This is a genomic window from Pseudomonas sp. GL-B-26, assembly GCF_019947405.1.
Lineage (GTDB): Bacteria > Pseudomonadota > Gammaproteobacteria > Pseudomonadales > Pseudomonadaceae > Aquipseudomonas.
The window spans coordinates 95440-118699 of record NZ_JAGYGJ010000011.1 but is presented as its reverse complement, the minus strand read 5'-3'; the positions used below and the strand labels follow the sequence as shown (position 1 = coordinate 118699).

Sequence of the window (23260 nt, the reverse complement as noted above, 5' to 3'; positions counted from 1 at the left end):
GAAAGGGCCTTGATTCGTCCGGGAGCGAAATATGAACGTAGAACAGCACGACATCGGCGTCTCTCAGGTGGCTGCGGCGATCGCGGAACCGGCCCGGACGAAAATCCTCTGTTCGCTGATGGACGGCCACGCCCGCACCAGCACTGAGTTGGCGGCGATTGCCGAGGTCAGCGCCTCCACCGCCAGCGCGCACCTGGCCAAACTCAAGGATTTGGCGCTGGTGCGGCTGCACGTGCAGGGCCGACATCGCTATTACAGCCTGACGGACAAGCGCGTCGCCCAAGCGCTGGAAGCGTTGATGGTGATCGGCCAGAACGCCGCGCCGACTTTCAATCCGCGCACCCCGGATCGCCTGCAATTCGCCCGCACTTGCTACGGCCACATGGCCGGCACGTTGGCAGTGCTGCTGCATGACCGGATGATCGAAGCGGGGTGGCTGCTGGAAACCGATGAACAGGTCTATCAGCTCAGCGACAGCGGTGAGGCGTTGTTTGAAGGGTTGGGTATCGAGGTCAAGGACTTGAGCACGCTGCGTCGCCGCTTCGCCTGCCCATGTCTGGACTGGAGCATGCGTCGGCCGCATCTGGGCGGTTCGTTGGGGGCGGCGTTGCTGCAAACGGCGATCAAGCGCAAATGGGTGACACAGGACCTGGACAGCCGCGCGCTGGCGTTGACGGCGACGGGGCGAAAGGAACTCAGCAGCCGGTTTGCCGTTGAACTGCCGGTTCAGGTATCGACAACACAACCCGTTTCCACCGAGACCCGGCGTCGCGCGCACGCCAGTTCTGCACCTTAGCGACTGGCCGAGGCCATGAGTACGCCGAAACCGGCGAAGGTCACGCCCGAGACTTTCGCCGCCAGCCAGGAACCTTTCGGGCTGGATAACCAGCCTTTGGCGGCATTGGCGAGCAAGGCATAGCTGCCATGCACGAGGATCACCAGTACGCCATAGGAGGCGACCAGTTTGAAAAACTGGGTGGAGAAGTGCGCTGAGGGGTCGATGAATTGCGGGAACACCGCCAGAAAGAAAAACACTGCTTTGGGGTTCAAAAACTGGATCGAAGCCGCTTCAAGGAAGCGGTAGCCCGGGCTTGAAGGGCGCGCTTCAAGCAGCGTGTTGAAACCAGCCGAGCGCCAGCTTTTGTAACCCAGGTACAACAAATAGGCGGCCCCTGCGTATTTCAACGCGGTAAAGGCGTTGGCGGAGGTGCTGAGGATCAGGCCGACACTGGTGGCGCTGATGGCGGCGACGATAAACGCTCCCGACGCGATCCCCAGAATGCCCGGCACTGCCCCGGTCCAGCCGTGGCGCACCGCGTTGGACAGGGTCAGGAGCACGCCAGGCCCTGGACTCAAAATGGTCAGGGTGGCAAACAGTAGAAAGAGTCCGTAGCTGTTCATGTCTTGCTCCGTCAGGTGGCGCTGGCTGCGTGCGAGCAGATTGGCGTGGCGACGTGGGCGTGACAAACGCTTTAATTGCGGTGCATATGTGACTAAATTAGACACATGATGAATCCACTACCGCCGCTTAATGCTGTTCGCGCCTTCGCTGTTGCTGCTCGCCATCAGAGTTTCAGCCTGGCGGCCGAAGAGCTGCATGTCAGTCACAGTTCCGTCAGCCGGCATATCAAATTGCTTGAGGAGCACCTGGGTGTGTTGCTGTTCGAGCGGCGTATCCGTCAATCGGTGCTGACACCGGCCGGTCAGCGCTTTTATGAGCAGGTCAGTGCCGGGCTGGCGCAGATCGCCAACGCCGCGGCTGAACTCAAGCAGCACGCCTCGCTGCCGACCGTGAAGATCAATGTCCGTCCGTCCTTTGCCATGCTTTGGCTAACGCCCAGACTGGAGGATTTCATTGCGCAGCACCCGGACATCAAGCCGCAGGTGATCACCCAAACCCAGGCTCCCGATCATGCACGCGACGGGTTCGACATCGTCATTCGCCGTGGTCGTGACGACTGGGCGCCGGCGATTGAGGCGCGAGCGCTTTTCGAAGACGAACTGTTGCTGGTCGCGGCACCCTCGCTGATCGAACGCCTGGCCCTTGAGGACCTCGCGTCCCTGAGCCGGCACACGTTACTGACGGCCAAGGCGCGTCGCGAAGATTGGCACAACTGGGCCCTGCATTTTGCTCAAGGCCAGCCAGGCACTCAGGTCACCCGGCAGTTTGATCACATGCACCTGGTGCTTAAGGCCGCCGTGGATGGACAGGGCGTTGCCTTGTGCCCGACCTCTTTGCTGGGCACCCACCTCTCGAGCGGTCGCCTGATTTGCCCGTTACCCGACTTGCGGATGCCGCTGCCGCGTTATTACTACGGTGTCGCGCCGGACGTGACCGTGCAGACACGGGTGTTTGTGGAGTGGTTGTTTGCTCGCATTGCTGAGGATGAGCTGCGTTGGCAAACACCTCGTGCTGTGACCGCTACGCCCTGAAATTCCAGACAATCTCCACCACCCGCACCGCCAACACCAGGTAGACCAGAAACAGAATGATCTGAAACGCCGTGTGATACGGCAACCTGGACAGCCGACGCAGGCCGTCGCTGACATTAAGCAGCATCAGCACCGCTGACAGCAGGATCAATCCCCAGCCGGCGAGGCTTGAGGTGAGAAACCCCATAAACAAGTACTGATCGCTGTGTAGCGCGTTGGTGCCCGCCGCGAACAGCAGGGCACACACCAGCAGGTTCTTGATGTTGTCGAACACTTGCGTGGTGAAGTCGGTGTCCAGCAAGGCCAAATACTTTCGCCAGAGTTTGCTCATGGTTGAGGTGGCACCTGTTAATGGCTATTGAACGTGGCAGTCTAGAGACGTTTTCCGCGATATGCGGACGAAAAAAAGCCCGGCCTTCAACGTGATGGCCGGGCTTTTGTGTTCAAACGGACAGTGGCGTCAAATCAAACCTTGACGATCCAGCCCGCTGGCGCTTCGATGTCGCCGGTCTGTACGCCCGTCAGCTCTTTATAGAGCTTCTGGGTGACCGGGCCGACGTCGGTTTCGCTATGGAACACGTGCAGTTTGTCGTTGTAGCTGATGCCGCCGATCGGGGTGATCACCGCAGCAGTACCGCAAGCACCGGCTTCCTTGAAGTCGGACAGCTTGTCGATGAACACGTCGCCTTCGACCACTTCCAGGCCCAGACGCGTTTTTGCCAGCTCGATCAACGACAGACGGGTGATGCCCGGCAGCACCGACGGCGAGTTCGGGGTCACGAACTTGTTGTCGTGGGTGATCCCGAAGAAGTTGGCCGAGCCGACTTCTTCGATTTTGGTGTGGGTCATCGGGTCCAGGTAGATGCAGTCGGCGAAGTGGGCTTTCTTGGCCTGGGAACCCGGCATCAGGCTGGCCGCGTAGTTACCACCGACCTTGGCTGCACCGGTGCCTTGTGGGGCGGCGCGGTCGTAGCTGGAGATCAGGAAGTTGTGCGGGGTCAGGCCGCCCTTGAAGTAGGCACCGACCGGGATGGCGAAGATCGAGAAGATGAACTCGGGGGCGGTACGCACGCCGATGTTGTCACCCACGCCGATCACGAACGGACGCAGGTACAGCGCGCCGCCGGTGCCGTAAGGCGGGATGAAGCGCTCGTTGGCGCGGACCACTTCCTTGCACGCTTCGACGAACTGCTCGGTGGACACGTGTGGCATCAGCAGGCGCGCGCAGCTGCGTTGCATGCGTGCGGCGTTCTGATCCGGGCGGAACAGATTGATCGAACCGTCCTTGCAACGATAGGCCTTCAAGCCCTCGAAGCATTGCTGGCCATAGTGAAGGGCAGTAGAGCCTTCGCTGATGTGCAGCACATTGTCTTCGGTCAGGGTGCCTTTGTCCCACTCGCCATTACGCCAGTGCGACAGATAGCGCTTGTCTGTCTTGATGTAGTCAAAACCCAACTTGTCCCAATTGATGCTTTCGTTACCCATGACACCCTCTATCACTTAACAACCGCCGAAACGGTTCAAGGCTTCTGACGTTTTTCTGGATGGGGACAACAATACTTCATTCCGGGCCCATTTCGCAGCCGGAATTCAATCTCTGCGACCATCGATGCACCCGATGTAGCAGCTGTCGAGCAACACGAGGCAGCGTTCGGCGACGAAGTCGTCGCAAAACCGGCCATCGCGTTCTTTCATGTAGACCGCGTGGGGCGAATTACGACGACTTCGTCGCCGAACGCTGCCTCGCGTTGCTCGACAGCTGCTACAGGGTTTTGTGTGCGTCTTTACAGGTGCAACGCGTGGCCGAGGGCACGCAAAGCCGCTTCCTGCACAGCTTCGCCCAAGGTCGGATGCGCGTGGATGGTGCCGGCAATGTCTTCCAGCCGCGCGCCCATTTCCAGGCTCTGACCGAACGCCGTCGACAATTCCGACACGCCCGCACCGACCGCCTGCCAGCCGACAATCACATGATTGTCACGCCGCGCCACGACCCGCACGAAGCCGCTTTTCGATTCCAAAGTCATCGCCCGACCATTGGCCGCAAACGGGAAGCTGGAAACGATGCAGTCCAGACCCGCAGCCTTGACGTCGTCCGGTGTCTTGCCGACCACCACCAGTTCCGGGTCGGTAAAGCACACGGCGGCGATGGCAGTCGGGTTGAATTCACGGGATTTACCGCTGATCAGTTCGGCAACCATCTCGCCCTGAGCCATGGCCCGGTGGGCCAGCATCGGTTCGCCGCTCAGGTCGCCGATGGCGTACACGTTGCGCATGCTGGTCTGGCCGCGGTTGTCGATCTTGATTGCCGAGCCGTTCATGTCCAGGTTCAAACCTTCGAGGTTCCAGCCTTGAGTGTTCGGTTTGCGGCCAACGGCCACCAGCACCTGGTCGGTTTCCAGGTTCAAGGTGTCGCCATTCGGGTCAAGCACTTGCAGTGTATTGTTAATAGAATCAAAGCCTTGAACGCTGTGCTTCAAGTAAAGCTTCATGCCGAGTTTTTTCAGTTCGTCATGTACAGGCTGCGTCAGTTCGGCGTCGTAGGCCGGCAGGATGCGATACTGAGCCTCGACCACGCTGACCTCGGCACCGAGCTTGCGATAGGCAATCCCCAGCTCCAGACCGATGTAACCGCCACCGACCACGATCAGCCGTTTCGGCACGGAGGTCGGCGCCAGGGCTTCGGTGGAGGAGATGATCGGGCCGCCAATCGGCAGCATCGGCAGGTTCACGCTTTTCGAGCCGGTGGCCAGCACCAGGTGCTCGCACTGAATGCGCGTGTCGCCGACTTCTACGGTTTTACCATCGATAACTTTCGCAAAACCTTGAATGACCTGGACTTTGTTCTTTTTCAGCAATGCCGACACGCCGGTGGTCAGGCGATCAACGATGCCGTCCTTCCACTCGACACTCTTGCTGATATCGAGCGTCGGCGCCGACACGCTGATGCCCAGCGCCGAGTGCTGGCTGTGGTGCTGCGTCTGGTGAAACTGTTCGGCGACGTGGATCAACGCCTTCGACGGAATGCAGCCGATGTTCAGGCAAGTGCCGCCCAGTGATTCGCCTTCGACCAGAATGGTCGAGATGCCCAGCTGACCGGCACGAATCGCCGTCACATAACCGCCGGGGCCGCCGCCGATGATCAGCAGCGTGGTGTTTAAAGTCTGCATGCCTTACTCCACAAACAGGGTGGCGGGTTGTTCGAGCAAACCACGGATGGCCTGGATGAATTGCGCCGCATCCATGCCATCGACCACGCGGTGATCGAAGGAGCTGGAGAGGTTCATCATCTTGCGAATCACGATCTGGCCTTTGACGACCATCGGGCGTTCGACGATTTTGTTGACCCCGACAATCGCCACTTCCGGCAGGTTCAGCACCGGGGTGCTGACGATGCCGCCCAAGGCGCCGAGGCTGGTCAGGGTGATGGTCGAACCGGACAGCTCATCGCGGCTGGCCTTGCCATTACGGGCAGCGGTAGCGAGGCGAGAAATTTCCTGAGCGCTGTCCCACAGGCTACGGGTTTCGGCGTGACGGACCACCGGCACCATCAAACCGATGTCGGCTTGCGTGGCGACGCCGACATGCACCGCGCCGAGGCGGGTGATGACCTGGGCTTCGTCGTCGTAACGGGCGTTGATCTGCGGAAAGTCGCGCAGGGCGACGACCAGGGCGCGGACCAGGAACGGCAGCAAGGTCAGCTTGCCGCGGGTCGCGCCGTGTTTTTCGTTCAGATGAGCGCGCAGTTCTTCCACGGCAGTGACGTCGATTTCTTCGACGTAACTGAAGTGAGCGGCGCGCTGAGTGGCGTCCTGCATGCGCTGGGCAATCTTGCGGCGCATGCCGATGACCGGGATTTGTTCTTCGTCGTTACGCTGGGCGTAAGCGGCGGCAGCGGTCGATTGCGGCTGTTGACCCTGGGCCAGATAGGTGTCGAGGTCTTCGTGCAGCACCCGACCGGCAGGGCCGGTGCCACGCACCAGACGCAACTGGATGCCGAGGTCCAGCGCATGTTTGCGTACAGCCGGGGAGGCCAGCGGACGCTCATCAGCTTCGCGGGCGACCATCGGGCCTTGGCAAACGGCAGCTCGCGGCGCTGCAGCAGCAACCGGTTTGCTTTCAACAGCGGCGGCAACTTTTGGTGCAGCAACCGGCGCTTCTTTAACAGGTGCAGGCTGAGCCGACTCTTTAACGTTGCCCGCGCCTTCGACTTCAATGCTGATCAGGATGCTGCCAACCGCCATGACTTCGCCGGGCACACCGCCCAGCGCAATCACCTTGCCGTTCACCGGCGAAGGGATGTCGACCATCGCCTTGTCGGTCATGACATCGGCGAGTACCTGATCTTCGACGACCATGTCGCCGACTTTGACGTGCCAAACCGACAGTTCAACTTCTGCAATGCCTTCACCAATGTCCGGCATTTTAATAACGTGCGTGCCCATTCAGACCTCCATAACCCGATGCAAAGCCGCGCCCACTCGGGACGGACCAGGGAAATACGCCCACTCTTGTGCGTGCGGGTAGGGAGTGTCCCAACCGGTGACGCGCTCGATAGGCGCTTCCAGGTAGTGGAAGCAGTGCTCTTGCACCAGGGCGACCAGTTCGGCGCCGAAACCGCAGGTGCGGGTCGCTTCGTGAACGATCACGCAACGGCCGGTTTTCTTCACCGACTTGACGATGGTGTCCAGGTCCAGCGGCCACAGGCTGCGCAGGTCGATGACTTCAGCGTCGATGCCGGTTTCTTCTGCCGCGACTTGCGACACGTAAACGGTGGTGCCGTACGTCAGGATGGTCACGTCCTTGCCCGGACGGGTAATGGCGGCGACGTCCAGCGGCACGGTGTAGTAACCGTCCGGCACTTGTGCGGCCGGGTGTTTCGACCACGGGGTTACCGGACGTTCGTGGTGACCGTCGAACGGGCCGTTGTACAGGCGTTTTGGCTCGAGGAAGATCACCGGGTCATCGTTTTCGATGGAGGCGATCAGCAAGCCTTTGGCGTCGTAAGGGTTGGACGGCATCACCGTGCGCAAGCCGCAGACCTGGGTGAACATCGCCTCGATGCTCTGGCTGTGGGTCTGGCCGCCGTAGATGCCGCCGCCGCAAGGCATGCGCAGGGTCATCGGTGCGGTGAACTCGCCGGCCGAGCGGTAACGCAGGCGGGCGGCTTCGGAAATGATCTGGTCTGACGCCGGGTAGACATAATCGGCGAACTGGATCTCGGCCACCGGACGCAGGCCGTAGGCGCCCATGCCCACGGCGACACCGACGATGCCGCTTTCGGAAATTGGTGCGTCGAACACCCGGGAAGTGCCGTACTTGTTCTGCAGGCCTTCGGTGCAACGGAACACGCCGCCGAAGTAGCCGACGTCCTGGCCAAACACCACGACGTTGTCGTCACGCTCAAGCATCACATCCATGGCCGAGCGCAGGGCCTGGATCATGGTCATGGTGGTCGTGGTCATGGCGGTTTCCAACTCGATTTTGTTGTTGTGATCGTTCATGTCAGATCCCCAACTCTTGACGCTGGCGCTTCAAGTGCTCCGGCATCTCTTTATAGACGTCTTCGAACATGGTCGCGGCGCTTGGAATCTGGCCGCCGGCGAGGGTGCCGTACTGTTCGGCTTCTTTTTGCGCGGCGATCACTTCTGCTTCGAGTTCGGCGCTGACGGCGACGTGTTCCTCTTCGGACCACTGACCGATTTTCACCAGGTGCTGCTTCAGGCGCGCAATCGGGTCGCCCAGCGGGAAGTAACTCCAGTCGTCGGCAGGACGGTATTTGGATGGATCATCGGACGTCGAGTGCGGGCCGGCGCGGTAGGTGACCCATTCGATCATGGTCGGGCCGAGGTTGCGGCGCGCACGTTCGGCGGCCCAGGCAGAGGCGGCGTAGACCGCGACGAAATCGTTGCCATCGACCCGCAGGGAGGCAATGCCGCAACCGACGCCACGACCGGCAAACGTGGTCGCTTCACCCCCGGCAATCGCCTGGAACGTGGAGATCGCCCACTGGTTGTTGACCACGTTGAGGATCACTGGCGCACGGTAAACGTGGGCGAAGGTGAGGGCGGTGTGGAAGTCGGATTCAGCGGTAGCGCCGTCGCCGATCCAGGCCGAGGCGATTTTGGTGTCGCCCTTGATCGCCGACGCCATGCCCCAGCCCACACCCTGTACGAACTGAGTGGCAAGGTTGCCGGAAATGGTGAAGAAACCGAAGTCTTTGACCGAATACATGATCGGCAGCTGACGTCCCTTGAGCGGATCACGCTCGTTGGACAGCAGCTGGCAGATCAGGTCCACCAGCGGCACGTCTCGCGCCATCAGAATGCTTTGCTGGCGGTACGTCGGGAAGCACATGTCATCGACGTTCAGTGCCAGGGCCTGGCCGCTGCCGATGGCTTCTTCGCCAAGGCTCTGCATGTAGAACGACATTTTTTTCTGACGCTGGGCGACCACCATGCGGTTGTCATAGATCCGCGTCTTGAGCATGGCACGCATGCCTTTACGCAGGATCTCGACCGGAACGCCTTCGGCCCATGGACCGAGGGCATTGCCCTCGTCATCGAGCACACGAATCAGGCCCTTGGCCAGATCAGCGGTGTCGGCCGGTTCAACGTCGATTGGGGGTTTGCGCACCGTGCCGGCGTCGGTCAGACGCAGGTAGGAGAAGTCGGTTTTGCAGCCAGGACGGCCCGATGGTTCGGGAACGTGCAGTTGCAGCGGTTCGTACGCTTGGTTCATGGCTTCTACGCTCGATCTTGTGAATTTCTTGTAGTGAGCTGACCGTCATTCTTCGATGAAAGAAATCTTGTCCTACAACAATCATAGGCCGGCCCAAGAAGAATATTTCTCTCTGTTTCGTTGCGCTGGAGATCATTTGAGGATAAAAAATCTGCATAAACATAAAAAACAGGTGGTTTTGTCTCATGCGCAAACTGGACCGTACCGATATCGGCATTTTGAACAGCCTTCAGGAGAACGCGCGCATCACCAACGCCGACCTGGCACGCTCGGTCAACCTGTCGCCGACGCCGTGCTTCAACCGGGTCAAGGCGATGGAAGAATTGGGCCTGATTCGTGAGCAAGTGACCCTGCTGGATGCCGAGCTGCTGGGGCTGCACGTCAACGTGTTCATTCACGTCAGCCTGGAAAAACAGGTGGAGGAGGCGTTGCAGCATTTCGAAGAAGCGATCTCGGATCGCCCGGAAGTGATGGAGTGCTATTTGATGGCCGGCGACCCGGACTATTTGATCCGGGTGCTGGTGCCGACCATTCAGTCGCTGGAGCGCTTCATGATGGACTTTTTGACCAAGGTGCCCGGCGTGGCGAATATCCGCTCGAGCTTTGCGCTCAAGCAGGTGCGCTATAAAACCGCGCTGCCGTTGCCGGCCAACGGCCTGACCCTCAACAACTAAACGCAAAACCCCTGTAGCAGCTGTCGTTGTGGCGAGGGGATTTATCCCCGTTCGGCTGCGAAGCAGTCGTGAATTCAGACAACGCGGTGCATCAGATAGACCGTGCGCTCAGGTTTTACGACTGCTTCGCAGCCGAACGGGGATAAATCCCCTCGCCACTATGCGGTGCTCGACAGCTGCTACGAGGTGGAAGTCAGAGTTTATTCAGAGGGATTTTGAGGTAGGTCACGCCATTGTTCTCGGCCGGCGGCAAATTCCCTGCCCGCACATTCACCTGAATCGCCGGCAGCAACAGCGTCGGCATGCCCAACCCCGCATCGCGCCGGGTGCGCATGTCGACGAACGCGGCTTCGACAATCCCGTCATGAATGTGAATATTGCTTTTGCGCTGCTCGCCCACCGTGCTCATGCACTGAGGTTCGCGGCCCGCAGGCGGGTAATCGTGGCAGACATAGAGTCGAACGCTTGCAGGGAAAGCCAGCAGTTTACGGATCGAGGCGAACATCTGGTTGGCGTTGCCGCCGGGAAAGTCGCAGCGCGCGGTGCCCACGTCCGGCATGAACAGTGTATCGCCCACCAGAATCACATCGCTGTCGATCAGATAAGCCATGTCCGCTGGCGTGTGGCCGGGAACATGCAGGGCCGTAGCCTTGAGGTTGCCGATCCTGAATGATTCGTCCGGCGCGAACAAATGGTCGAACTGTGAACCGTCACTGCGAAATTCCGGCTCAAGGTTGAACAGGGTCTTGAACACCCCCTGAACCTTGCTGATGGATTCGCCGATAGCAATCTTCCCACCCAGTTCCCGACGCAAATACGGTGCGGCGGACAGGTGATCGGCATGGGCATGGGTTTCCAGCAGCCATTGCACTTGCAATTGATGTTGGCGAACGAAGGCGATGATCTTGTCGGCCTGAGCGGTGCCGGTTCGCCCGGCGGCGGGGTCGTAATCGAGCACCGGGTCGACGATGGCGCAGTGCCCGCCATCGTGCTCGTAGATGACGTAGCTGTAGGTCGACGAGGCAGGGTCTAAAAAAGCTTCAATCAAGGCGGGCATGGTGGCCGTTTCTTTCTGGACAAGTCATGAGGGTAGTTTCATTTTCCCTGCGCTGACCAGCCCGCATCAATTCAATTAATGAAAAAAGCTGCGCGGGCTCTATCCTGTCAGTCATCGATACCGGGCGCTCCCGGCTTTTTTGCAGATCACGAGTGTTTTATGTTGCTGGCGAGTTTCTTTGGCGTGGTGATGGGGTTGGTACTGGGTTTGACCGGCGCCGGTGGCGGCATTCTTGCGGTGCCGGCCTTGGTGTTGGGGCTGGGTTTGACCATGACCCAGGCTGCACCGGTCGCACTCTTTGCTGTGGGCAGTGCGGCGGCTGTCGGCGCCATTGACGGGTTGCGCCATGGTCTGGTGCGTTATCGCGCAGCCTTGCTGATCGCCCTGCTGGGGGCGGTTTTTTCGCCGGTCGGCATCTACTTCGCCCATCAGTTGCCGGAAAAAATCCTGATGATCCTGTTCAGCCTGCTGATGGTCATGGTGGCCTGGCGGATGCTGCGTCGTGAGCGACAGGAAGAGGGACCAAGCGACCACGGCCACGCCAACTGGGGCCAGAAGAACTGCATGCTCGATCAGCAGACCGGGCGCTTTTCCTGGACCGCCAAGTGCACCGCGACCCTCGCAGCGCTGGGCGCGGTGACCGGTGTGGTCTCCGGGCTGCTCGGGGTAGGCGGCGGCTTCCTGATCGTCCCGGCGTTCAAGCAGCTGACCGATGTGCAGATGCGCGGAATCGTCGCCACTTCCTTGATGGTCATCAGCCTGATTTCCGCCATCGGCGTGATCGGCGCGTTTCAGGCCGGGGTGCGAATCGACGGTCTGGGCGTGGCGTTTATCGTCGCAAGCATCGTCGGCATGATCATTGGCCGAAGACTTTGCGCGCGAGTACCGGCCCGGGGATTGCAGATCGGCTTCGCCAGCATCTGTGTCGTGGTCGCCGCTTACATGCTGTTTAGAGCGGGCGTCTAGCAAGTACCGGTTCCTGTGGAGGCCAGTCCGTTCCACAGGCGTACACCTTAAGTTCCGGGCCTCGTCGACGGACGGTCTTACACCGAACTTGTCGCGCATCACCTGCCACCCCAAAGCACTTCAAAACCGCCTCCAAGGCAGCGTATGACGCCGCCGGTCAGCTTTCGATAATCGCCTCCGACATTCAGTCCCCCGCTGCGGAGCGCGTCATGCACAACAATAAGAACATCAAGCATCGTTTCTTGCCGGCCTTCATCGCCAGCCTGTCGACCCTCGGTTTGAGCTCGATGGCCGAAGCCGAGATCGTGCTGTACGACAAGGACCAGACCACGTTTTCCACCGATGGCTACATCAACGCCTTCTATGTGAACAGCGATGTGGACCGTGCCGGCGACCAGTTCGACCGGAAACAGGCGCGGGTCAAAATGGGTTTTCTGCCCAACTACCTGGGCTTCAACATGAGCAAGCAGGTCGATGACCTCAAGCTCGGCGCCCGGTCCTCCTTCTGGGTGACCATCAACGACAGCGAAACCAACGGCACCGACACCGCCATCGACGTGCGGCAGTTCTACGGCACGGTGGCCAACCCGGAGTGGGGCGAAGTGCTGATCGGCAAGGACTTCGGTCTGTTTGCCCGTTCCAACATCCTGCTGGATGAAATGCTCGCCGGTTACGGACAGGTCAGCGATACCCTGGGGCTGGTGGACGGTGGCGGGGTGTCGTTCGGCAACATCGGCACGGGTTATCCGTACCCGTTCCCGACGTCGCAGATTACCTACCGCACGCCGGTTATGGAGGGTTTGCGGGTGGCCGTGGGGATCATGGACCCGGTGGACACCAACGACAGCAGCCCGACAGGCAAGGCTTACCAAGAAAACCCGCGTACCGAAAGCGAGATCACCTATCAGTTCGACCTCGCCGGGGCGAAGATCTACAGCTGGGTCAACGGCAGCTACCAGACGTCGGACAATACCGATTCCACCGTCGAGTCCGTCACCTCCAAAGGCGTCGGCTATGGCGTGCAGGCGAAAATGGGCGGTTTGTCCCTCACCGGCTCCGGCTTCCAGGCCAAAGGCATCAACCCGTTCTTCACCAACAACGCCGGCGAACCGACCCTGCGCAACGTCGACAGTGACGGTTACCTGCTGCAGGGCTCCTACAAACTGGGCAAGAACCGGTTGGCCTTGTCTTACGGCAAGACCAACGACGACGGCAATGGCGTGGTCGGCAGCGGCGCGGACTACGAAACGCGCGGCGTTGCGCTGTTCCATGACGTCAACGACAACCTCAAACTGGTGGCCGAGTACAACCAGTTCGCAATCAACGGCCACGACACCAATGCCCAGGACGAAGACACCGACACCTTTGCGGTGGGGGCGGTGCTGACCTGGTAACCCTGTAGCGACGCAGATCCCTGTGGTGAGGGGACTTGTCCCCGTTGGGTCGCGAAGCGGCCCCCTTCGGTTGCGCATCAACCGCAGGGGCCTGCTGCGCAGTCCAACGGGGACAAGTCCCCTCGCCACAAAAGCTCCAGCCATGCAATCGTGCAAATCCCGTTCTCATCCCATCGAAGCGGCTACCCGCTACCCAAGTAGCATACGTAGCCGCTCACAGGCTTCGTACACTCGAACCTCATACATGCGCACCTGCGGGAGGCGACGATGCAGCAGGTCCAGAGTGAAGGTGTGGTCAGTGCAATGTCCCAGGCCACCGATGCCCAGCAAGTGGCGCAGGAGCTGGCGCGACAACTGTTGCACCCGCACTTGGGCTTCGTGCTGTTCTTCTGTTCCGCCGAGTACGACTTGCAGGCTCTGGGCCAGGCCTTGCAACAAAGCTTCGGTGGCATTCGCCTGGTGGGTTGCACCAGCGCCGGGGAAATCACGCCCCTTGGCTACGGCCGCAATTGCGTGACCGCGGTCGGATTCGACCACCGACATTTTTCCATCGACGCCGAACTGATCTCCGAGATGGAGCGCTTCAGCCTGATCGACGCCCAGCAAATGGTCGAACGACTGGTCAGTGGCTGTCGCAGCAACACCCTCGCGCCGATCAAGGGCAACAGCTTTGCGTTGACCCTGCTCGATGGTTTGTCCAGTCGTGAAGAAATGGTCCTCGCAGCTCTGAGTGCGGCGCTGGGCGACATCCCGCATTTCGGCGGTTCGGCCGGCGACGACAATTACCTGACCCACACCCACGTCTTTTTTAATGGCGAGTTCCACAGCGGTGCGGCGGTGGTGGTGCTGGTCAACACCTGGCTGGACTTCGAGGTGTTCACCACTCATCACATCCTGCCAAGGGCAGAAAAACTGGTGGTCACCGGGGCCGACAGCGCCTCGCGCCGGGTTTTCGAACTCAATGCCGAGCCGGCCGCCGAGGAGTACGCCCGACACATCGGCGTGCCGGTGGCTGAGCTCGATCATCGGATCTTCGCCGCGCACCCTTTGGCCGTGCGGATCAACGATCAGTATTACGTGCGGGCGATCCAGCAGGTTCACCCGGACCTGAGCCTGAGTTTCTACTGCGCGGTGGAAAACGGCATCGTCCTCACCGTCATGACGCCCGGCCCGATGCTGCCGAATCTGCAAACCCTGTTCGAAGGCTTGCAGGAGCGCCTCGGCGATCTGTTGCTGACCATCGGCTGCGACTGCTTTCTCAGGCGTCTTGAGCTGGAAGACGGCGGCAGTCTGGAGCAGATCGGAACGTTTTTGCGTGACCAGCGGGTGATGGGTTTCAACACCTACGGAGAACAGTTCAATGGCATGCACATCAACCAAACCTTCACCGGGGTTGCCATTGCCCGAGACCGGTCCCCTGGACACCGCTGAGCTTCAGGCACAGATCGCCAGCCTGCAGCGCGACAACCACAAACTGCAGCGCATCAATGGCGCCCTGATCGAGCGGATCGAGTCCGGCATCACCCGCGGCAATGACCCCTACGCGGCGTTCCAGCATTCGGTGGTGCTGGCCGAGCAGGTGCGTGAGCGCACCGACGCGTTGAATCAGGCCATGGCCGAACTCAAGTCGGGCAATCACTTGCTCAGCGAGGCACGCCTGCGCGCGGAAACCGCGCATCAGCATTTGATCGATGCGATCGAGAGCATTTCCGATGCGTTTGTGCTGTTCGATGCGGACCAACGAATCGTCTTGTTCAACAGCCGTTTCAAGGCGTTCTGGGGCAACAGCCGGGTGCGGATCAACGCCGGCATGCGCCTGGCCGAGGTCAAGCGGCTGATGTCCGCCACCGGGCTGTTCACTGAAGAACCGCGCGGGCATGCCGACGAAAACCTGCTCTATCGCCTGCAGGACGGTCGCTGGTTGCAAGTCAGCGAACGACCCACCCAGGAAGGCGGGCGGGTGATCCTGTTCACCGACATTACCGACGTCAAACTCAGCGAAACCGTGCGCCGCGAGCAGGCGGTGGCGCAGAAATCGCATTTGTTGCAACGGGCGGTCGACAACCTGTCTCAAGGCGTGGCCATGGTCAACGCCGAGGGCATTCTGGAGTTGTGGAACCGGCGTTTCCTCGAACTCAGTGGCTTGGCCCCAGTGGCGGCCCATCGTCCGTTTGCCGAAGTGATCGGCGACAGCGAGTTGAACCTGCTGACCCCGGCCAGTCGGGATCTAAACGGGCGGCACGTGCAGGAATGCGAGCAGCGTCTCTACGATGGCCGGGTGCTGGAAATCCGCACCCATCCGTTGCCCACCGGCGGTTTCGTCAACACCTTCACCGACATCACCGAACGTTACCAGCACGCCGAAGCGCTGAGCGAAAGCGAGCGCTGGATTCGCCTGATCACCGACCATGTGCCGGCGCTGATTGCCTACCTGAATGCCGATCTGGTCTACGAGTTCACCAACAAGGTGTATGAAGAATGGTACTGCTGGCCTCGGGGCGTGATGCTTGGGCAGAGCCTGCGCGAAGTCCACAGCGAACAGCATTACCAGCGCCTGGAAGCCTACGTGGCCCGGGCCCTGGCCGGTGAGAGCGTGACGTTCGAGTTCGCCGAAACCAACATCAACAGCCAGGAGCGCTACATGCTGCGTTCCTACGTACCCAATCGCCTGGCCACCGGGGAAGTGGTGGGGATTTTCGTGTTGATCCGCGACATCACCGAACGCCGTCGCACCGCTGAAGCGCTGCACCAGGCCTATCAGAATCTTGAGTTGCGGGTGCGCGAACGGACGGCGGAACTGACTACGCTCAATGACCAGCTGCTGCGCGAGATCGATGAGCGTCGGCGGGCGGAATCGCGCCTGCGTGAAGCCAAACTCGAGGCCGAACAGGCCAACCTGTCAAAGACCAAGTTTCTCGCTGCCGTCAGTCATGACCTGCTGCAACCACTCAACGCCGCGCGGTTGTTTACCAGCGCGTTGCTCGAACGGCGGGAGCCGGTGGCCAATGCGATTTTGGTGCGTAATGTCAGCAACTCCCTGGAAGACGTGGAGAGCCTGCTGGGTACGCTGGTCGATATCTCAAAACTGGATGCCGGGGTGATCAAGGCCGACATTGCGCCGTTTGCCCTGAGCGAATTGCTGGAAAACCTTGCGGCCGAGTACACCCAGGTGGCTCGCAGTGAGGGCCTGGAGCTGCATTTCATCCCTTGTTCCGCACTGGTACGCAGTGACATTCAATTACTGGCGCGGATCCTTCGAAATCTGTTGAGCAACGCCATTCGCTACACCTACAGCGGTCGCGTGGTGCTCGGTTGCCGGCGTCATCACCAGCGCCTGTCGATTGAGGTCTGGGACAGTGGCATGGGGATCGCCGAAAACCGTCTGGAAGAGATTTTTCAGGAATTCAAACGCGGTGATGTGCAGCGTCCTGATCAGGATCGCGGTTTGGGCCTGGGGCTGGCGATCGTGGAAAAGATTGCCGGGATTCTCGGTCACCGCATTCACGTGCGTTCTTGGCCGGGCAAGGGCTCGATGTTCTCGGTCGAAGTGCCGCTCAGCGCCACGGCACCCAAGGCGCTGCCGAGTCTGCTGATGAGTGAACCGATGCTTGAACGTCTGCGTGGGGCGCGGGTGTGGGTGCTGGACAACGACGCGGCCATTTGCGCCGGCATGCGCACGTTGCTCGAAGGGTGGGGGTGTCTGGTGGTCACGGCACTGTCGGAGCAGGACCTGGCGCGGCAAGTGGACAACTATCACGAAGAAGCCGATTTGCTGATCGCTGACTATCACCTGAATGACGATCAGAACGGCGTCGATGCCGTGGCCCGGATCAACGCCCGACGCGGCTCGGCGATTCCGGCGATGATGATTACTGCTAATTACAGCAACGAGCTGAAGCAGCAGATCCGCGAACTGGGGCACACCCTGATGCACAAACCGGTGCGGCCGATGAAGCTCAAGACCGCGATGAGTCATTTGCTCGGCAGGCCTTGAGGCGTCTGGTGTGTTCACTGGCCCCTTCGCGAGCAAGCCCGCTCCCACAATTGACCGAGTTCACTCAGATCCAATGTGGGAGCGGGCTTGCTCGCGAAAGGGGCGACTCGGTCTCAACGCCGTAAATACGATCCGAAATCTATGTCGCCGGCACTCAAAATCGCCTGCACCCGGTTGTGCACATTGAGTTTGCGCAGGATTGCCGAGACATGCGCCTTGACCGTGGTTTCAGCGATTTCCAGGGTGTAGGCGATCTGTTTGTTCGACTCGCCCTTGGTCATGCGTTCGAGCACCAGCAACTGCTTGCGGGTCAAGGCCTGGAGCAGTTCCGGCGGAAAGCTCGGGGCATCGTTCATGCGCCTTGTGCCGCATTTTTGCGTGCGGATGATGTCCGGCGGCAAGTAGACATTGCCGTTGAGGATCTGCTGGATGGCTTCGGTCATTTGCACCCGTGGCGAGGATTTGGTGATGAAACCCACTGCACCATAAGTGATGGCTTGCAGCACGATTTGTTTGTCCTGTTCGGCCGAGACGATCACCACCGGTATGGTCGGCGCCTCGTTGCGCAGGTTGATCAGGCCATTGAGGCCGTGCATGCCGGGCATGTTCAGGTCGAGCAGGATCAGGTCCAGGTCGTCGTGTTCCTGCGTCAGCACCAGGGCGCTGTCCAGGTCGGCGGTTTCCATCACTTCGCTGCCGGGGAAACCGTCGCTGATGACGTTATGAATGGCTTCGCGAAACAGCGGGTGATCGTCGGCAATCAGAATTTTGTACATAGCCTTTCACCTCATTATTTTGTTCAGGGTGTGGCAACAACTCGCACGCGTAAAGGTCAGGGGAAGGGCTCGGGCTGGGCGGGCGATACGGGCAGGTTGGCGGTCTGCCAGGCGTCCAGGCCGTCGCGATACCAATACAGAGTCTTATAGCCCATGGCGGCGGCGCGCTTCACGGCGTTCCAGCTCAGCCAGCAATCGGAGCGGCAGTAGAAGACCAGCGGTTGCGCGAGATCACCTGCGGTCAATGTGTTCAGCTTACGCGCAAAATAGTCCTGCCAGTCGGGCGTCAGGTCACCGTCGCCGGTATTGGCCAGCCAATGGCTGCCGGGGAGGTTTTCGTGGGGCTGGTCCTCGATGAAACGTCCTTGCAACCATTGGCGGCGGTAGACGTCGATCAGCACCGGACGCGGTGTCTGGGTCAGCAGGGTTTGCAGGGCGGCGGTATCAATGATGCCGGCGCCTTGTACTTGATTCGGGGTCGGGCTGCGGTACAGACCGATGCGATAGCCGTCGGCGGAGAACAGCGGTGTTTCGGCCTGCGCGACGCCCAGCAACAGGCTCAGCGATAGCGCGGCGAGAGAAGGGCGTAGCAGACGACGTCGGGCACGCGGCATGGGGTTCAATCCTTATAGTTATGAACCTATTACATGCCAGTCTCGGTGCGATTGGAATGCGACGATAGACAGGAAAACCAGTACTAAAGTAGTAATTTCACCCTGTTCAACACAAATCCCCTGTGGGAGCACTGTGTTGCTAGTTGGTTTTGCGCAGGGCAGCGTGTTGCGGGTTGAAGGTGAACACGGCGAGCAGCGCGAATACCAGTGTCAGCCCGATGCACACCGCCAGCGCCAACGGATTGAAGCGTTCATACAGGGCAAACCGCACCAGTTCCACCGCATGGGTGAACGGGTTCAACGCGCACAACCAGTACAGCCACTCACTGGATTCGCGCATCTTCCACAGCGGATACAGCGCCGATGACAGGAAAAACAGCGGGAAGATCACGAAATTCATCACCCCGGCAAAGTTCTCCAGCTGACGGATCGCGTTCGACAGCAACAGGCCCAACGCGCTGAGCATCAACGCCACCAGCAGCAACGCCGGCAAGGCGATCAACAGCCCCATGGCGGGTGGTTGCACGCCGTACACCCAGGCAATCGCCAGAAAGGCATACACCTGCAACAGCGAGATCAACGAGGTGGCCAACAGTTTGCTGCACAGCAGGAAAGTCCGGGGCAGGGGACTGGTCAGCAACACACGCATGCTGCCCATTTCGCGGTCGTAGACCATCGACAGCGAACCTTGCATGCCGTTGAACAGCAGGATCATGCAAGCCAGCCCGGGGATGATGTAAACCTCATACGGAATGTAGGTGTCGTAGGGCTCGATGATCGCGATCCCGAGTGCGGCGCGAAAACCGGCGGCGAACACCAGCAGCCACAACAACGGCCGCACCAGCGCACTGAGAAACCGCGTGCGTTGCAACACAAAGCGCAGCCATTCACGCAGCACGATGCCGCTGAAACATTGCCAGTAGGCATTCATTGGGCGGCTCCTGAAGTCGTCAGTCGAGAGAAGGCCGAGCCGAGGTCGCCGCCGTGTTCCAGGCTCAGGGCGTCCGCCTGTCCGCTGGCGACCAGCCGACCCTGATGAAGGATTAACAAGTCGTCGCTGGGCTGTACTTCATCGAGTAAGTGAGTGGTCCAAAGCACGCTGATGCCTTGCTCGAGGCACAGGCTGCGGATGTGTTGATTGAGTGCCAGACGACTGGCCGGGTCGAGGCCGACGCTGGCCTCGTCGAGCAGCAGCAGGCGCGGTTCATGCAACAACGCTCGGGCGATTTCCACCCGGCGACGGTGGCCGCCATTGAGTTCGCGAACCCGCTCGCGACGGCGTTCGGTCAAGGCCAGACGAGCCAGTTCGGCGTCGACCCGCAGGCCGGTCTGGCGCCGGGACATCCCATGCAGCGCGGCGTGATAACGCAGGTTTTGCTCGACGCTGAGGTCCAGGTCCAGCGTGCTTTGCTGAAACACCACACCCAATTGCTTGAGCGCCGGACGCGCCGCGTTGCGCAACGAACAGCCTCCGACCCGGATGTCACCGCGCTGCACATCGTAGAGTCGAGTGAGCAGGGCGATCAGCGTCGATTTGCCCGCGCCGTTCGGCCCCAGCAGCGCCGCGAAACGGCCGGGTGCCAGGCTGAAACTCACCTGACGCAACGCCTCTTTCGCACCATAAGCGAAACTCAGCTCGCTGACTTCGAGTGCGTTCATGGCGTCACCACCACGCCCCACGGATAGCGCCCGACCTTGATCGATCGGGTGACCTTGAGGTTGTCGACATCGATCACCGATACATCGCCGCTGACGCCGTTGGTGGCCAGCAATTGTTTTTGATCCGGGGTAAACGACATCTGCCAGACCCGTCGTCCAACCAGCAGATAATCAAGAATCTCGAAGGTCTTGGCGTCGATCACCGCCACATGATTGGCCGGGCCGAGGGCGACGAAACCGTACTTGCCGTCGGCGCTGAGCTTGATCCCCACCGGTTGGACTTTGTCCGGGTGCACGCCCTTGATCTGGAAGGTCAGGGTCTTGAGGGTCTTGCGGGTGGCGACGTCAAGAATCGTCACCGTGCCGCCAATTTCCGCCGACGCCCAGAGCTTTGAGCCATCCGGCGTGAACTCGACGAAACGCGGCCGCTGATCCACCAGGGTGCTGTCGGCCAGGGTCTGGGTGCTGGTGTCGATCCAGTGCAGCATGTTGGTGGTTTCGCTGGTGTTCACCGCCCACTTGCCGTCGGGGCTGACGGCCATGCCTTCGGGTTCGACGCCGACGTTGATCTGGCTCAGCACCTTGGAGGTTTCGGTGTCGATCACTGTCACCAGCGCATCGTCTTCGTTGGAAACGTACAGCCAGCGATTATTCGGGTGCAGGGCGAATTGTTCAGGATCCTTGCCCGAGGGCAGTTCCTTGATGATCTTGCGCGTGGCGATGTCCATCACCTGGACCCGGTCCGAGTCGCTGGCGCAGATGTACAGCAGCCTATTGTCGTGGGACAGCAGCAGACCGCGCGGGCGCTGGCCGACGGGCAGGGTGTCGGTGACTTGCAGGGTCTGCAGGTCGATCAGGCTGAGGCTGTTGTCCTTTTCGTTGGAGACCCAGGCGGTGCTGGCCGCGGCGTGCCCGGCGGCGAGCAGCAGGGCGCAAGAGAGCAGGGTGCGGCGCATGGCGGATTCCTTTTTTGTAATTGTTGTGGAGGTGGGATCAGGGAAAGCGGCAGCTGACCTCGGGCTTGTCGTAACCGAGGCTGTCCATCTCGTTGAAGGGGTGCAGGAAGCCGTCTTGCGGCGACGTGCTGACTAGCGCCCGTGGCTGCACGATGGGAATGGGTTGGCGCAACTGGCCGTTCCACGGCCGATAACTGAGCTTGCGACCCTTGAAGCCGTCCAGCGGTAATTGATCGCTGATTTCAAGCGTACGGATCGCCATCGCATCGACCTGACGCAGTTTGCTCACGGCACTGGCAATGCTGCGCACCGCGATCCAGGCCGCGAAATCGCGGTCATTCATCCAGCGCCCGGTCAGGGCTTCGAAGCGTTTCTGCAACTGGGCGGCGCCGTAGGTTTCCACGGTTTTGTGCCAGCCCACCGGGGTCAGCCCCTGCGTGCCGGCGACCGGCCGTGGGTACCAGGTCTGGTAGGGCACGTATTCGCCGAAATCACCGCGCTCATCCGCCACCAGCACCACGTCGTACTCAGCGGTTTGGGTGAACAGCGGCATGTCGGCCTGGGCGCTGCGACGCTGATCGTTGTCGAAACTCCAGGCTTTTTCCGCGACCAGTTTCAGGCCGAAGCGTTTGGCCGCGCGGCGCAGGGCGGCGGCATAGGCTTGATCGTCCGGGGTCGGGCCGACGATCAGCAGCGCCCGTTGCCATTTGCGCACCACCAGAAATTGCGCCAAAGCATCGGCGAGCATCGCCCGACTCGGCAGGCTGTGCAGCACGTTCGGCAGGCAATCGGTGGTGCGCAGGCTGTCGTCGGGGCTGCCGGCGTTGAACAGCAAGCTGTCGGGCAGCACGGCGCTGAGCCGGCGCAGGCTGGCGGCCGGTGCGTTGACGACAAACAGACGCAGACCTTGTTCATGTTGAGCCTTGGCCGCTTCGACCAGGGCATCCGGATTGTCGACGTTGGCGCTCACCAGGCTGTAGCTCTGGTTGAGGAAACGCCCGGTGCTGTTGCTGTCAGTGATCGCCAGTTCGGCGCCACGCAACCCGGCATCGACCGGCTCGGGAATGACGTTCGACAGCAACGGGCCCGGATCAGGGCGATAGCCCAGGTAACCGATCTGCACCTGCAACGGCGCGTCCGCAGCCTGGCTCTGGGTCGCCAGCCCGGCGGCGCAGGCAATCGCCAACAGGTAGATCAGGGCGTAAGGGGCAAGCTGGCGCATAAGGCACTCCATTACAGGTAGCGCCAGCATAGGAACGCTGTGAGGCAGAAGGAAATATGCAGAAAGTACCAGTGAGCCAGTACCAAGGTAGTAAATCGCCCCGCGCCGTTGCTGGTTTTGCCCGCGACACCGGGGCGATGATCGTTCCCACGCACTTCCCTTACGGCACCTGATTCAGGTGTGCGCCACAAGCCCTACTACCAAGGAACTAGGCGGCGGCCACCAAAGCAGCATGGGGCTTGTGCGAAGCCCTTCCTAAGATGGGTGCCATAGCCTCTTCAAAGAGGTTTTGCGTGCAATCAAGAGGGCATAACAATGACAACAAAACGCAACGCCTTACTCGTTGCTGGTCTGCTGGCCGGCTTTATCAGCGCAGGTTCCGTCTGGGCTCACGGCAACGTGGTCCCCCAGGCTGTCGCCACCCCGGGCCTGACTCCGATCAAGGACGCTGGCGTACCGGTCGATGCCGATGGTTGGGCATCGGTGAACCCTTACCGCACTTCGCCGGAACATGATAAGGCCCTGGAAATCGGCTCCTCGGCGTACAACCAGAACTGTGCGGCCTGCCATGGCCTGGAAGCCAAATCCGGCGGTATCGCCCCCGATTTGCGCATGCTCGATGTCGCTGATGCCGGTGATGAGTGGTTCGTCGAACGCGTGCGCCACGGCGCCGTGCGTGACGGCCGGGTCTACATGCCGAAGATGGCCGACTACCTGAGCCAGGAAGCTTTGTGGGCGGTACGCACTTACCTGGACAGTGTTCACGTCGAGGAATAA

General features: G+C 60.6%; 22 protein-coding genes. 8 read left to right on the top strand and 14 right to left on the bottom strand.

What is annotated here, in order from left to right:
* Positions 1–31: 31 nt before the first annotated feature.
* Complete coding sequence (locus tag KGB23_RS09980) at positions 32–796, top strand: ArsR/SmtB family transcription factor (protein WP_223430907.1); 765 nt, start codon at positions 32–34, stop codon at positions 794–796.
* Here the strand turns inward: KGB23_RS09980 and KGB23_RS09975 are convergent.
* Entirely contained in the window at positions 793–1401 is a 609-nt protein-coding gene (locus KGB23_RS09975) for a LysE family translocator (protein WP_223430906.1), read from the bottom strand. The genes KGB23_RS09980 and KGB23_RS09975 overlap by 4 nt on opposite strands.
* 105 nt (positions 1402–1506) lie before the next feature.
* Here KGB23_RS09975 and KGB23_RS09970 point away from each other — a divergent pair, with 105 nt between their 5' ends.
* Positions 1507–2433: a LysR substrate-binding domain-containing protein gene (locus KGB23_RS09970; protein ID WP_223430905.1), complete on the top strand. Its 927-nt coding sequence runs from the start codon at positions 1507–1509 to the stop codon at positions 2431–2433.
* On the opposite strand, the gene KGB23_RS09965 is transcribed toward KGB23_RS09970, so the two are convergent.
* The 6 genes from KGB23_RS09965 to KGB23_RS09940 form a co-directional block, all read right to left on the bottom strand.
* On the bottom strand, positions 2423–2764 hold the full coding sequence (locus tag KGB23_RS09965; protein WP_150657482.1) for a hypothetical protein: 342 nt from the start codon (positions 2762–2764) through the stop codon (positions 2423–2425). The two genes, KGB23_RS09970 and KGB23_RS09965, sit on opposite strands and share 11 nt — an antisense overlap.
* 134 nt (positions 2765–2898) lie before the next feature.
* Positions 2899–3918 (bottom strand): branched-chain amino acid aminotransferase, encoded by a 1020-nt coding sequence (locus tag KGB23_RS09960; RefSeq protein WP_223430904.1) that lies wholly within the window; start codon positions 3916–3918, stop codon positions 2899–2901.
* 299 nt (positions 3919–4217) lie between these two features.
* Positions 4218–5600, bottom strand: coding sequence for a dihydrolipoyl dehydrogenase (gene lpdA / locus KGB23_RS09955; protein WP_223430903.1), 1383 nt, complete (start codon positions 5598–5600; stop codon positions 4218–4220).
* 3 nt (positions 5601–5603) lie between these two features.
* Complete coding sequence (locus KGB23_RS09950) at positions 5604–6875, bottom strand: dihydrolipoamide acetyltransferase family protein (RefSeq protein WP_223430902.1); 1272 nt, start codon at positions 6873–6875, stop codon at positions 5604–5606.
* Positions 6876–7934, bottom strand: coding sequence for an alpha-ketoacid dehydrogenase subunit beta (locus KGB23_RS09945; RefSeq protein ID WP_033054499.1), 1059 nt, complete (start codon positions 7932–7934; stop codon positions 6876–6878).
* A 1-nt stretch (position 7935) separates the two neighbouring features.
* A complete protein-coding gene (locus KGB23_RS09940; RefSeq protein WP_223430901.1) occupies positions 7936–9171 on the bottom strand; it encodes a 3-methyl-2-oxobutanoate dehydrogenase (2-methylpropanoyl-transferring) subunit alpha in 1236 nt (411 codons plus the stop codon).
* A gap of 185 nt (positions 9172–9356) precedes the next feature.
* On the opposite strand from KGB23_RS09940, the gene bkdR reads away from it, so the two are divergent.
* Positions 9357–9845 (top strand): Bkd operon transcriptional regulator BkdR, encoded by a 489-nt coding sequence (gene bkdR / locus KGB23_RS09935; RefSeq protein WP_033054503.1) that lies wholly within the window; start codon positions 9357–9359, stop codon positions 9843–9845.
* Between the two features lie 193 nt (positions 9846–10038).
* Here the strand turns inward: bkdR and KGB23_RS09930 are convergent, their stop codons facing one another.
* Entirely contained in the window at positions 10039–10902 is an 864-nt protein-coding gene (locus tag KGB23_RS09930) for an MBL fold metallo-hydrolase (protein WP_223430900.1), read from the bottom strand.
* Between the two features lie 159 nt (positions 10903–11061).
* Between KGB23_RS09930 and KGB23_RS09925 the strand changes: the two genes are divergently transcribed.
* From KGB23_RS09925 to nahK, 4 genes are all read left to right on the top strand, one after another.
* Positions 11062–11868 carry a sulfite exporter TauE/SafE family protein gene (locus KGB23_RS09925; RefSeq protein ID WP_095128172.1) on the top strand — a complete coding sequence of 269 codons (807 nt, stop codon included), beginning with the start codon at positions 11062–11064 and terminating at the stop codon, positions 11866–11868.
* Positions 11869–12077: 209 nt separating this feature from the next.
* Positions 12078–13262: a porin gene (locus tag KGB23_RS09920; protein ID WP_223430899.1), complete on the top strand. Its 1185-nt coding sequence runs from the start codon at positions 12078–12080 to the stop codon at positions 13260–13262.
* Between the two features lie 267 nt (positions 13263–13529).
* Positions 13530–14693 carry a nitric oxide-sensing protein NosP gene (gene nosP / locus KGB23_RS09915; protein ID WP_223430897.1) on the top strand — a complete coding sequence of 388 codons (1164 nt, stop codon included), beginning with the start codon at positions 13530–13532 and terminating at the stop codon, positions 14691–14693.
* Positions 14662–17256 (top strand): hybrid sensor histidine kinase/response regulator NahK/ErcS', encoded by a 2595-nt coding sequence (nahK, locus tag KGB23_RS09910; RefSeq protein WP_223430957.1) that lies wholly within the window; start codon positions 14662–14664, stop codon positions 17254–17256. The genes nosP and nahK overlap by 32 nt, the downstream gene beginning before the upstream one ends.
* Before the next feature lie 113 nt (positions 17257–17369).
* Here the strand turns inward: nahK and KGB23_RS09905 are convergent, their stop codons facing one another.
* The 6 genes from KGB23_RS09905 to KGB23_RS09880 form a co-directional block, all read right to left on the bottom strand.
* The gene (locus KGB23_RS09905) at positions 17370–18032 is read right to left on the bottom strand and encodes a response regulator transcription factor (RefSeq protein ID WP_150657489.1); all 663 of its coding nucleotides are present in this window, start codon (positions 18030–18032) and stop codon (positions 17370–17372) included.
* A gap of 56 nt (positions 18033–18088) precedes the next feature.
* Complete coding sequence (locus tag KGB23_RS09900) at positions 18089–18646, bottom strand: PQQ-dependent catabolism-associated CXXCW motif protein (RefSeq protein ID WP_223430896.1); 558 nt, start codon at positions 18644–18646, stop codon at positions 18089–18091.
* Between the two features lie 139 nt (positions 18647–18785).
* A complete protein-coding gene (locus KGB23_RS09895) occupies positions 18786–19577 on the bottom strand; it encodes an ABC transporter permease (RefSeq protein WP_033054522.1) in 792 nt (263 codons plus the stop codon).
* Positions 19574–20305, bottom strand: coding sequence for an ABC transporter ATP-binding protein (locus KGB23_RS09890; RefSeq protein WP_223430895.1), 732 nt, complete (start codon positions 20303–20305; stop codon positions 19574–19576). The genes KGB23_RS09895 and KGB23_RS09890 overlap by 4 nt, the downstream gene beginning before the upstream one ends.
* On the bottom strand, positions 20302–21261 hold the full coding sequence (locus KGB23_RS09885) for a YVTN family beta-propeller repeat protein (protein ID WP_223430894.1): 960 nt from the start codon (positions 21259–21261) through the stop codon (positions 20302–20304). Before KGB23_RS09885 ends, KGB23_RS09890 begins: the two co-directional genes overlap by 4 nt.
* Positions 21262–21298: 37 nt before the next feature.
* Positions 21299–22483 carry an ABC transporter substrate-binding protein gene (locus tag KGB23_RS09880; RefSeq protein WP_223430893.1) on the bottom strand — a complete coding sequence of 395 codons (1185 nt, stop codon included), beginning with the start codon at positions 22481–22483 and terminating at the stop codon, positions 21299–21301.
* 315 nt (positions 22484–22798) lie between these two features.
* On the opposite strand from KGB23_RS09880, the gene pedF reads away from it, so the two are divergent.
* Complete coding sequence (gene pedF / locus KGB23_RS09875) at positions 22799–23260, top strand: cytochrome c-550 PedF (protein ID WP_223430892.1); 462 nt, start codon at positions 22799–22801, stop codon at positions 23258–23260.

What these genes read in the sequence shown, in the direction of transcription:
- KGB23_RS09980 (WP_223430907.1), top strand. Translation starts at nt 32, where the DNA reads ATGAACGTAGAACAGCACGACATCGGCGTCTCTCAGGTGGCTGCGGCG.
- KGB23_RS09975 (WP_223430906.1), bottom strand. Translation starts at nt 1,401, where the DNA reads ATGAACAGCTACGGACTCTTTCTACTGTTTGCCACCCTGACCATTTTG.
- KGB23_RS09970 (WP_223430905.1), top strand. Translation starts at nt 1,507, where the DNA reads ATGATGAATCCACTACCGCCGCTTAATGCTGTTCGCGCCTTCGCTGTT.
- KGB23_RS09965 (WP_150657482.1), bottom strand. Translation starts at nt 2,764, where the DNA reads ATGAGCAAACTCTGGCGAAAGTATTTGGCCTTGCTGGACACCGACTTC.
- KGB23_RS09960 (WP_223430904.1), bottom strand. Translation starts at nt 3,918, where the DNA reads ATGGGTAACGAAAGCATCAATTGGGACAAGTTGGGTTTTGACTACATC.
- lpdA (WP_223430903.1), bottom strand. Translation starts at nt 5,600, where the DNA reads ATGCAGACTTTAAACACCACGCTGCTGATCATCGGCGGCGGCCCCGGC.
- KGB23_RS09950 (WP_223430902.1), bottom strand. Translation starts at nt 6,875, where the DNA reads ATGGGCACGCACGTTATTAAAATGCCGGACATTGGTGAAGGCATTGCA.
- KGB23_RS09945 (WP_033054499.1), bottom strand. Translation starts at nt 7,934, where the DNA reads ATGAACGATCACAACAACAAAATCGAGTTGGAAACCGCCATGACCACG.
- KGB23_RS09940 (WP_223430901.1), bottom strand. Translation starts at nt 9,171, where the DNA reads ATGAACCAAGCGTACGAACCGCTGCAACTGCACGTTCCCGAACCATCG.
- bkdR (WP_033054503.1), top strand. Translation starts at nt 9,357, where the DNA reads ATGCGCAAACTGGACCGTACCGATATCGGCATTTTGAACAGCCTTCAG.
- KGB23_RS09930 (WP_223430900.1), bottom strand. Translation starts at nt 10,902, where the DNA reads ATGCCCGCCTTGATTGAAGCTTTTTTAGACCCTGCCTCGTCGACCTAC.
- KGB23_RS09925 (WP_095128172.1), top strand. Translation starts at nt 11,062, where the DNA reads ATGTTGCTGGCGAGTTTCTTTGGCGTGGTGATGGGGTTGGTACTGGGT.
- KGB23_RS09920 (WP_223430899.1), top strand. Translation starts at nt 12,078, where the DNA reads ATGCACAACAATAAGAACATCAAGCATCGTTTCTTGCCGGCCTTCATC.
- nosP (WP_223430897.1), top strand. Translation starts at nt 13,530, where the DNA reads ATGCAGCAGGTCCAGAGTGAAGGTGTGGTCAGTGCAATGTCCCAGGCC.
- KGB23_RS09905 (WP_150657489.1), bottom strand. Translation starts at nt 18,032, where the DNA reads ATGTACAAAATTCTGATTGCCGACGATCACCCGCTGTTTCGCGAAGCC.
- KGB23_RS09900 (WP_223430896.1), bottom strand. Translation starts at nt 18,646, where the DNA reads ATGCCGCGTGCCCGACGTCGTCTGCTACGCCCTTCTCTCGCCGCGCTA.
- KGB23_RS09895 (WP_033054522.1), bottom strand. Translation starts at nt 19,577, where the DNA reads ATGAATGCCTACTGGCAATGTTTCAGCGGCATCGTGCTGCGTGAATGG.
- KGB23_RS09890 (WP_223430895.1), bottom strand. Translation starts at nt 20,305, where the DNA reads ATGAACGCACTCGAAGTCAGCGAGCTGAGTTTCGCTTATGGTGCGAAA.
- KGB23_RS09885 (WP_223430894.1), bottom strand. Translation starts at nt 21,261, where the DNA reads ATGCGCCGCACCCTGCTCTCTTGCGCCCTGCTGCTCGCCGCCGGGCAC.
- KGB23_RS09880 (WP_223430893.1), bottom strand. Translation starts at nt 22,483, where the DNA reads ATGCGCCAGCTTGCCCCTTACGCCCTGATCTACCTGTTGGCGATTGCC.
- pedF (WP_223430892.1), top strand. Translation starts at nt 22,799, where the DNA reads ATGACAACAAAACGCAACGCCTTACTCGTTGCTGGTCTGCTGGCCGGC.